This window comes from Pseudarthrobacter raffinosi (assembly GCF_023913835.1).
GTDB lineage: Bacteria > Actinomycetota > Actinomycetes > Actinomycetales > Micrococcaceae > Arthrobacter > Arthrobacter raffinosi.
The window spans coordinates 1-7,214 of sequence record NZ_JAMXBG010000038.1; the positions used below are offsets into that span (position 1 = coordinate 1).

Annotated in this window: 11 protein-coding genes; 7 read left to right on the top strand and 4 right to left on the bottom strand. The window is 63.1% G+C overall.

From position 1 onward, the window contains the following. A partial coding sequence (locus NG697_RS20700) for a recombinase family protein (RefSeq protein WP_252614817.1) occupies positions 1–178 on the bottom strand: 178 nt, incomplete at its 3' end. 916 nt (positions 179–1,094) lie between these two features. Next, positions 1,095–1,610, bottom strand: a complete 516-nt coding sequence (locus NG697_RS20705) for a winged helix-turn-helix transcriptional regulator (RefSeq protein WP_252615076.1) — start codon at positions 1,608–1,610, stop codon at positions 1,095–1,097. Between the two features lie 214 nt (positions 1,611–1,824). On the opposite strand from NG697_RS20705, the gene NG697_RS20710 reads away from it, so the two are divergent. The 3 genes from NG697_RS20710 (at position 1,825) to NG697_RS20720 (ending at position 3,265) form a co-directional block, all read left to right on the top strand. Then, entirely contained in the window at positions 1,825–2,055 is a 231-nt protein-coding gene (locus tag NG697_RS20710) for a hypothetical protein (RefSeq protein ID WP_252615077.1), read from the top strand. A gap of 68 nt (positions 2,056–2,123) precedes the next feature. Beyond that, a complete protein-coding gene (locus NG697_RS20715; protein WP_252615078.1) occupies positions 2,124–2,633 on the top strand; it encodes an SRPBCC domain-containing protein in 510 nt (169 codons plus the stop codon). Further along, entirely contained in the window at positions 2,630–3,265 is a 636-nt protein-coding gene (locus NG697_RS20720; protein ID WP_252615079.1) for a Type 1 glutamine amidotransferase-like domain-containing protein, read from the top strand. Before NG697_RS20715 ends, NG697_RS20720 begins: the two co-directional genes overlap by 4 nt. Before the next feature lie 138 nt (positions 3,266–3,403). On the opposite strand, the gene NG697_RS20725 is transcribed toward NG697_RS20720, so the two are convergent. Beyond that, positions 3,404–3,907, bottom strand: a complete 504-nt coding sequence (locus NG697_RS20725) for a hypothetical protein (RefSeq protein WP_252615080.1) — start codon at positions 3,905–3,907, stop codon at positions 3,404–3,406. Between the two features lie 60 nt (positions 3,908–3,967). Further along, positions 3,968–4,756, bottom strand: coding sequence for an ArsR/SmtB family transcription factor (locus NG697_RS20730; RefSeq protein ID WP_252615081.1), 789 nt, complete (start codon positions 4,754–4,756; stop codon positions 3,968–3,970). 246 nt (positions 4,757–5,002) lie between these two features. Between NG697_RS20730 and NG697_RS20735 the strand changes: the two genes are divergently transcribed. The 4 genes from NG697_RS20735 (at position 5,003) to NG697_RS21555 (ending at position 6,886) form a co-directional block, all read left to right on the top strand. Further along, positions 5,003–5,584 carry a recombinase family protein gene (locus NG697_RS20735; protein ID WP_252615082.1) on the top strand — a complete coding sequence of 194 codons (582 nt, stop codon included), beginning with the start codon at positions 5,003–5,005 and terminating at the stop codon, positions 5,582–5,584. 132 nt (positions 5,585–5,716) lie between these two features. Then, a complete protein-coding gene (locus NG697_RS21130; protein WP_256473120.1) occupies positions 5,717–6,157 on the top strand; it encodes a universal stress protein in 441 nt (146 codons plus the stop codon). A 50-nt stretch (positions 6,158–6,207) separates the two neighbouring features. Then, positions 6,208–6,744 carry an SDR family NAD(P)-dependent oxidoreductase gene (locus NG697_RS21550; protein WP_252604012.1) on the top strand — a complete coding sequence of 179 codons (537 nt, stop codon included), beginning with the start codon at positions 6,208–6,210 and terminating at the stop codon, positions 6,742–6,744. Then, on the top strand, positions 6,701–6,886 hold the full coding sequence (locus NG697_RS21555; RefSeq protein WP_252604011.1) for an SDR family oxidoreductase: 186 nt from the start codon (positions 6,701–6,703) through the stop codon (positions 6,884–6,886). The genes NG697_RS21550 and NG697_RS21555 overlap by 44 nt, the downstream gene beginning before the upstream one ends. Positions 6,887–7,214: the final 328 nt, after the last annotated feature.

The following is a 7,214-nucleotide window of genomic DNA, read 5'->3' on the forward strand; positions in this document are numbered from 1 at the left end:
GGTCGCCGGCCCGGTTGGCCGAGGCGAGGGCTTTATCGAGCTCGGGCCTGCTGGCTTTGGCGCCGCTGGCGTGGTCGAGGTAGATGTTTGGCGGGTCGACGCCGGCGCGGGCGAGGGCGTCCGTTTGGTGGTCTGGGTTCTGGTCGGCGGTGGAGACTCTGGCATATCCGATCAACACGTGTCGAGAATACCGTTAAGGCAGGGTTTGCCGACGTTGATTTCCGGCGCGGGTTTCCGACATGGATTTCGCGGCGTGTCGCCGGTAGGTCGGGGTGTCGGTAGATGGTCCTTTCCCGACACCGGTCTAAGCGTGACTTTTCCGAGCATTGGTCCTCNGGTAATGTCCCCGAATTCCACTTTGACGGGGCAGCCAACTGCCTCTGAGTACTTGCGCTCCAGGCTGGCAACGTCCGATGTAGCCTTGACTGATTCATCCAGGGTAAGCCTCAGGTGTGACCCATCTGGCGATACCGCAGCGATGTTTACAGCCGGGTCTGTGGTCAGCAGTTCGCTCGCATACTCGCTAAGCCTTCCAGGCGAACAAGAGGTTGCCGCGACTGAAATCTGAACACCTGGGAACCGGTCCGGCAGGTCACGTAGCCTCGAGTCCACGGGGCCGTGCCAATGAACGACAATTCGGTTCCCCTCAAGAACTTCGACTGAGGCGAAGCGATCATCCCCTGCCAGCTCCCGGCTCAATTCGCTGGCCGCATGGGAGATGGCTCCGTCGGCTGGGGAGGCTTCGAGACTGACTGATGAGCTAGACGGCGGCGGCCCTGGCGTCGACTCTCGCGGGGACGGCTGGGAAGCACCACCTCCCGGGGCCGCAGGCCCCACTGCAGCACAGGACGTAGCGAAAAGACCGAGACTCATCAGAACAACGCTTAGGCGCCTCATCAACTTTGAACCTCTATTTGCCGCGGCCATGCCTCATACTATTGATCCGTCCGGGATAGGGCTACGCTGGCCGCTCTGACGCGTGCCGTAAGCCGAACGGTCTACGGGACGTTTCTGGTTACGTATTGGACAGGAGATTGCTTCTCGTCCGTTCCTCTTGCGGGACGGCGCGGGTCGTCGGTGTAGGGACCACACGGTCAGGCTGTCTGGTGGTCTCGCGCTGCTGCTTGGACGGCCTCGGCGTAGGCAGCGTCCAGTCGTTCACCGACGGACGGCCGCCCGGTGTCCGGTGCCGGGATGCCCAAGTGACGTTCACGTAGCTCGTTCATAAAGTCATCCCATAACGCGGGGCCTCCGTCGTGCAGAATCTGTGCGCGCACGCGCAGCGGTTCGGTCGTGGGGCGGTGACGCAGTCCCCACCAGCCGAGTTCGGCCAGTACGGGAACCAGCTGTATCGCGGCTTCGGTGAGGCTGTAGGCGGCACGGCGGCCGGCGCCGGGATCCTCCCGGGTGAGCAGGTCTGCGGCGACGAGGTCGTGGAGACGGCTGGCGAGGATGTTCGAGGCGATGCCCTCTTCTGATCCGCGCTGGAGAGTTCGGAAGTGGCGTCGGTCGCCGAACATGATGTCGCGCAGAACGATGAGGCTCCAACGGTCGCCGAGCACCTCGACGGCGGCGTTGATGGGGCAGCCCGACCGTGGCGTGATGGTCATCTTGGCCTCCTAAGGGCGACTGCTTGCAATCTACCATCACCTGTGCTCCGCTAGAGGTGCTTGCAAATGACCATCACCAGGAAGGACACCTTCATGATTCGCAGCGTGTACGCCACAACTACACCGTCACGGACCTGGATCGCGCCGAGGAGTGGTACACCCGGCCGAGGAGTGGTGCACCCGTCTGTTCGGTCGCGAGCCCGATGCCCGGCCAATGCCGGGCCCGATCGAGTGGCGCTTCGCGACACCTTCAGTGCAGGTGTGGTCCGAACCCGACCGCGCCGGGCAGTCGTCCGTCCTGCTCGAGGAGACGGAGCTCGACGCTGCCGCCACGCGTGCGGCTGAGGCTGGCATCGGCCACGACGGACCGCAACCCGGCGGCGGAGCGCGCATCCTGCCGCTGACCGATCCCGACGGCAACAGGGTGGTTCTCACCGGGGCCTGAGCGACAACGTCACAAGAGAACGACTCTACGAAGGCACCGTCAGACGTTCACGCCGAAAGGAGCAGCGCATGGATCTAGCCCACGACACCCTCCGCTTCACTCGCAAGGTCGAGGCACCAGTCGAGGCGGTATGGGTCGCCTATGCCAGTGTGGAGGACCGGTGTCGCTGGTCGGTCCCCGACGGTGAGCAGATCGTCTATGACACTGCCGACTTCACCGAAGGTGGTGAAGACAGCTACCGATGTGGCCCACCCGAAAACCTGTTGAACGTCGGAGCTCACCGCTATCACCTCATCGAGCCACCCCATCGCCTCGTCTACTGCGACTCGATCCAACGCAAAGGTCAGCTGATGGCCATCGCCGTCTTGACCTGGGTATTCGAGGAGAGCGGAGGGGGGACCCGGATCACCGTCATCGATCAGGTCACCTCGCTCGCCGGCCAAGGCATGATCGACGGGCACCGCAACGGCCACGCCAAGACTCTTGACCAGCTCGTGCAATGGCTCACCGGAGCAGCCGACGCGGACGCACGCAGCCTGGACGAACCAATACTTCACGCAGGAGACGAATCTCGATGAAGGCGCTGCTGTACTCACTCGACCTCACACCGGACATCGCCGCGGCATTAGCCGGCTTGGTCGGACGCAGGCCCGACGAAACCCGGGTGGCGGCCATCGAGAACGCCGCAGACGTGGTGACCGAAGGGCCGCCCGGTTGGGTCGAGGTGATCCGAAGGGGGCTCACCGACCTCGGCTATGACGTTCTACCCGTCGACCTCCGCAAGTACGAAACAGGTGCCACCACGGAGCTGGCCACACTGTTCGAGCACGTCGACGTCACCTGGGTCGGCGGCGGGAACGCCGCTTACCTGAGTTGGCTCGTTCAGCGTAGCGGTGCGCGCGAGCTCATCCGCGCACGAGTGTCCGCAGGGACTGTGTATGCCGGGTGGAGCGCCGGCGCTGTCCTTGCTGGCCCTTCGCTTCGCCACATCGGCAAGATCGAGGACGTCACAGTCGTTCCTGGCTACGTCCCCGAGGACGGGCTGGACCTATACGATCACGTAATCATTCCCCACACGGGCAACCCCGACTTCGACACAGCCAATAGGGCTTGGAGGAACGCGCTCGTCGCGGACGGGATTCCGACCCGACCACTTGGCGACCAACAAGCGATCCTCATCCAGGACAGCGACGTCCGCGTACTCGGCTGAACAAACATCAGCCAGAACAACAACCCTGAAGTCCAACCTGCCCGCCAGGGCAGACAGGCGTTCCGCAAAGGGATCCTTGAGCGGGCAGGGCCACCGCGTACCGCAGTCGTCCGTGGTGTTGGTGAACGGCTTGGTTCCTTATGATTTGGGCCGTGCACTTCTCGGCAGTAGGTCCAGGAGTTGTTGGGTGTGCCCGGGTAGCTCTACGGCTGCCAGTCCGGTGATGAGTTCCCTCAAGGGGACGGGCTGATCGACCAGGACTTCATTGTTGGACAGGAGCCTGCTGGGCACCATCGTGTCGAGTTCGGGCTCGCTCAGTGTGGGGCCGGTCAGTGTGCACAGTGCATCTGCTTGGGCTTGGATGCGGTCGCGAAGTCCGGTGGTGCCGCCGGCCAAGGTGATGACGCGCCCGATGGTCCATGTATCGAGAGCGATGCGGTTGTCGTACGTCGTGTTGATCCCCGCGGCCACAGCTGACATGGCCGCGATCGTGGTCGCGTTCACGAGCGTGACGTGGGCCAGGATCTGCTCGGCATTCCATCCTCCGTCCTGCGGTGTGCAGCGCGTTTCGCCTGCATCCGCCACGGTGGAGGTGGCGTCGAGCAGTGTTTGGTAGGCATTTCGAAGTTGGGTGGTGTCCATTGCGTCTCCGGCTTCCTGCGGTCGTGGTGCACGTCGGGATGACTGGCAGTGGTGGGTTTTCTACGTGTGCGCGGGTGCCATGCCCCAAGGCGCTTGTGGGAGTACCTCGCCAGTTTCTAGAAGGGATTTCAGGTTCGCCAGCACGGCCGGCCAGCCGTGGGAAATACCGTTCAGCATCTCCCGGTTAGGAAGATTCTCGTGGGTCACGGTGAGCCGGACGATGTCCTCGTGCGGCTCGACAAGGAAGGTCACAACGGATGGTTCTCGCAGGGATTCGTCGTCGGGAGCATCATCGAAGGTGATGACCAGGCGTGTGGGAGGTTCGACCGTAATCACGCGTCCGGCGACATCGACGATCCCGGATCCATCGATGCGTTGATGTTCCCAAGCCGAGCCTGGCTGCCAATCTGAAACGTTCGCGTGGGCCCAGTACTGTGCGGTCACGTCTGCATCCGTCAGGGCTTGCCATACCTGCTCAGCGCTTGCCCGGATATAGGTGACATAGAGATAGATCGGGACGGGGACAGGTTCGGTACTCATGGCGCTCTCCTCTGCTTGGTTCCTGATCGCATCAATCGTTCGCAATCGGGGCTTGTCGAATTCTGCGATCCACCGCTGCTCGATCTCTTGGATCGGCGTCGGGTTCAGGTAGTGGAGTCGTTCGCGTCCACGCCGCACGACAATCACCAGATTGGCTTCTTCCAGGATGTCCATGTGCTGGGTAGCTGACTGACGCTTCATGTCCAGGCGTTCGCACAGCTCGCGCAACGACTGACCGTTATGCTCGCGCAGACGGTCAAGCAGTAGCCGGCGGGTTGGGTCGGCCATCGCTTTGAAGACCGAGTTCATTTCTCTGTCCTCAGAACTCACAGGACCATTATGCAGGTACTTGCCTGCCTAACGTCAAGCGCCAGAGAAATCCGGACGCCCATGTTGGTCCTACCTCTGGTGCCCGCAAGCCGGTCCCTCACCGGGGCAAGGGAGACCCAAAATTTCCGGATCACGATTCGCCGGATTTCCGCGGCCGCCCGATTCCCGTAAGACCCGCCCGAGAAAATGCCCGGTGACGGGGGGATAAACGGTACGTTCAAGACCATGACCGGACTGCTGATCGGATATGCGCGCGTATCCACCAACGACCAAGACCTCACCGCCCAGAAGAATGCCCTGGCCGCTCTGGGGGTGTCGCCGGACAAGACCTTCACCGACCAGGGCCTTACCGGCGCCAACCGGGCACGGCCCGGGCTCAGGGAAGCGCTGGCCGCCTGCCGGGACGGGGACACCCTGGTCGTGACCAAACTCGACCGTCTGGCCAGGTCGCTCCGCGATGCGAAGGACATTGTTGACGAACTCACGCGCCGCGAAGTCAAGCTAAGCATCGGAGGCTCCGTCCACGACCCGACCGATCCAGTAGGCCGGCTCCTCTTTAACGTCCTGGCCATGGTCGCGGAGTTTGAAGCCGACCTGATCCGCGCACGGACCCGGGAGGGCATGGCGGTCGCCAAGGCGAAGGGCCGCCTGCGGGGGAAACAGCCGAAGCTTTCCAAAAAACAGGAAGCCCACCTGGTATCCGTTCACCGGGCAGGGACGCACACGACGGTGGAACTTGCTGAACTCTTCGCGGTAGCGCGTTCAACCGTCTACCGCGCCATCAAACGCGCAGGCGACGCCGCATGACCGCTTAGCGTGAATTTCCGTACCGATCCTCCTCGGACCCCGGTGCTGCTGGGCCTTGCGCGTGACCGGCTGGCCGCGCGGCATCCGACGCTGCAAATCCTCACCAGCTGGCAGCCGGGCGAGCCGGCACCGATGCTGAGCCTGTTGTCCGTTGGCGCCGAGATTGTGGTTCTCGGTTCGGACCGTTCCGCAGACGGGCGAGGGGAGGGTTTCGGGTCGGTAAGCTTTCAGGCAGTAGTCCTCTGCCGGAGTCCCGTCGCAGTCATTCCCGCGCCAGCGGCGACGAACCATATCGGAGTGGTGGTCGGCGTCGACGGATCGGCTGACTCCGAAATTGCCCTTAAGATGGCGGCGGAGGAGGCGAGCCGGACCGGAGAGGGACTGACAGTGCTGCATGCGGTGTCGAAAACGCTGCCTCCAGCCAACGCAGGAGGCAGGACGGGAATAGGTCACAGCCGTGAGCCTGATCCCCGGGCACTTATCTCAGAAGCAGCCGGCTATCTCAGAAGCAGCCGGCCGCATCCGGGAGCTCTTTCCGGGACTCCGTGTCCGCGAAGCGCTGGAATCGGATGACTCGCCTGCCGATGTGCTCATGCGAGACGCAGCACAGGCCAGCTTATTGGTTGTTGCTGGCACTGGGGGAGGACCCGGCAGCCCGATGGACAGCAAGTGCCTACGCCATTGTGGTTGCCATCATCCGGTCCGGCTCCATGGTCAAGGCGCTACGCAGCGGCCGTTGGGGGATTGATCTCCTGGCGGTAACTGCCATTGCCGCGACCGTGGCTGTAGGGGAGTACGTGGCAGCCCTGATCATCGTACTCATGCTCGCTGGAGGCGAAGCCCTGGAAGAGATCGCCCAAGGCCGGGCCACCCGGGAACTCAAGTCCCTGCTCGAGCGCGTGCCGCACACAGCCCACTGCGAACTGCGGGGCCTGCCGCCGGAAGACATCCCCGCCGAAGCAGTTCGCCCCGGCAATATCCTCCTGATCCAACCGTCGGCCCGCTATACGGCGTCGAAATTCGACGTCACCGGGCTGACCAAGAGCGCAGCACTGGACCTCGCCCGCTACGGCATCCGCGTCAACTCGGTGCACCCTGGCGCCGTCCTGACCCCCCATGACCGAGGGTCTCGAACTCACTACCTCGCACGTTGCCCTTAATCGGGTAGGCCGACCGGAGGAAATCGCAGAGTTGGTGCTCCATCTGTCGGGCGCGGAATCCAGCTTCGTCACCGGCGCCCAATTCGTCATTGACGGTGGAGAAACTGCCGGGCTTGCGCACAATCCAGTCACCGGAGCATAGGATCGCTCTGGGCTTGGACGACGGTACGGTGTCCACGCTGCGCGCGGCAGATCCGCCGGTTGTGGCAATGATGAGGTCAAACAGACCCTTCCGGTGAAGGCTGCGCTGTCGACGGCGGTCAGGTCGCCGCAGTGCCCTTACCAGGACCTTGGCTGCCAGGACCGTTCGCCTCCCAGTTTCAACGTTCGCCATCACGGCTTCCTGCCCCTTTCTATTAGGCAGGAAGGCCGTCCCGAGTGTTCAGGAGGTCATGGCATGGAAAGTGATGAACGTCCGGCAACAGTTTTATCCGATGAACAAGCATGGAACGTGCTGGGACGATGTCAGC

Excerpts from the sequence above, each read along its gene's own strand:
- NG697_RS20710 (WP_252615077.1), top strand. The coding sequence starts at position 1,825 with ATGCCGGGCCCGATCGAGTGGCGCTTCGCGACACCTTCAGTGCAGGTG.
- NG697_RS20705 (WP_252615076.1), bottom strand. The coding sequence starts at position 1,610 with ATGACCATCACGCCACGGTCGGGCTGCCCCATCAACGCCGCCGTCGAG.
- NG697_RS20730 (WP_252615081.1), bottom strand. The coding sequence starts at position 4,756 with ATGAACTCGGTCTTCAAAGCGATGGCCGACCCAACCCGCCGGCTACTG.
- NG697_RS20725 (WP_252615080.1), bottom strand. The coding sequence starts at position 3,907 with ATGGACACCACCCAACTTCGAAATGCCTACCAAACACTGCTCGACGCC.
- NG697_RS21555 (WP_252604011.1), top strand. The coding sequence starts at position 6,701 with ATGACCGAGGGTCTCGAACTCACTACCTCGCACGTTGCCCTTAATCGG.
- NG697_RS20715 (WP_252615078.1), top strand. The coding sequence starts at position 2,124 with ATGGATCTAGCCCACGACACCCTCCGCTTCACTCGCAAGGTCGAGGCA.
- NG697_RS20720 (WP_252615079.1), top strand. The coding sequence starts at position 2,630 with ATGAAGGCGCTGCTGTACTCACTCGACCTCACACCGGACATCGCCGCG.
- NG697_RS21130 (WP_256473120.1), top strand. The coding sequence starts at position 5,717 with ATGCTGAGCCTGTTGTCCGTTGGCGCCGAGATTGTGGTTCTCGGTTCG.
- NG697_RS20735 (WP_252615082.1), top strand. The coding sequence starts at position 5,003 with ATGACCGGACTGCTGATCGGATATGCGCGCGTATCCACCAACGACCAA.